The organism is Aeromonas bestiarum, from assembly GCF_000819745.1.
GTDB lineage: Bacteria > Pseudomonadota > Gammaproteobacteria > Enterobacterales > Aeromonadaceae > Aeromonas > Aeromonas bestiarum.
Map to the genome: position 1 here is coordinate 298,919 of NZ_CDDA01000015.1, position 538 is coordinate 299,456.

Genomic DNA, 538 nt, shown 5'->3' on the forward strand with positions numbered 1-538 from the left:
GTCACCGTAGCCGGGCTGGAAGTGCCGCTGGCGTTGGTGGCTGTGTAGGTGAAGCTGTCGGATCCAGAGAATCCGGCGGTCGGGGTGTAGGTGATGCTGGTGCCGCTGGCGGTGGCAGTGCCATGGCTGGCGGCGCTGGCTACGGCGACGCTGGTGGCAGCGCCGCCACTGAGGGCCAGGGTGATCGGGTTGGCACTGCTGTTGGCAGCGACAGTGGCGCTGACGGCACCGGCGACTGGGGCCTGGGCATCGATGGTGAGGGTGTAGGCCTGGGAGCCGGTCGCGCTGTTGGCATCGGTGGCGGTCACGGTCAGGTTGCTTGTGCCGCTGGCGCTCGGCGTGCCACTGATGGCACCTGTGCCGGTATTCAGGCTCAGGCCGACCGGCAGACTACCGGCGGTGATCGCATAGGTATAGGGCGCGGTGCCGCCGGAGGCGGTGAGCGTCGCACTGTAGCTGATGCCGATAGTGCCGTTGCTCAACGTGGTGGTGATCAGACTGATGCTCGGCGGGTTGATGGTGATGGTCACCGTAGCCG

1 protein-coding gene is annotated in these 538 nt (G+C 67.1%); it reads right to left on the reverse strand.

Going from position 1 to position 538, the window contains the following annotated elements; translation table 11 throughout:
- A partial coding sequence (locus BN1118_RS08545; protein ID WP_209428865.1) for a putative Ig domain-containing protein occupies positions 1–538 on the reverse strand: 538 nt, incomplete at both ends.